The sequence below is a fragment of the Mesorhizobium sp. M1D.F.Ca.ET.231.01.1.1 genome (assembly GCF_003999155.2).
Classification (GTDB): domain Bacteria; phylum Pseudomonadota; class Alphaproteobacteria; order Rhizobiales; family Rhizobiaceae; genus Mesorhizobium.
Genome location: NZ_RZOZ02000261.1, coordinates 1 through 289 on the forward strand (window position 1 = coordinate 1; position 289 = coordinate 289).

At 70.2% G+C, this 289-nt stretch carries 1 pseudogene; it reads left to right on the forward strand.

What is annotated here, in order from left to right:
* A pseudogene (locus EN874_RS33210) lies at window positions 1–265 on the forward strand (glycosyltransferase); the annotation flags it as partial.
* Between the last annotated feature and the right edge of the window lie 24 nt (window positions 266–289).

The window sequence follows — 289 nt, forward strand, 5'->3', positions numbered from 1 at the left end:
CGCCGCGCGGGCGGGAGCGCCGCAGCTGATCGTGCCGCAGATCGGCGACCAGCCCTATTGGGCCAGGCGCACCGCCCAGCTCGGCATCGGCGCTGCCCATGACGGTCCGGTGCCGACGACGGAGTCCTTGTCGGCGGCATTGGACGTGGCGCAGGCGCCCGAAACCTGCCCTCGTGCGGCGGCAGTGGCTGGCAATATCCGCGCCGACGGCGCCGAGGTGGCGGCAAGGCTGCTGATTGAATTGCTCAGCCAATCCAGCCGGTGAACTCATTGCGTGGTCAGTTCCGCC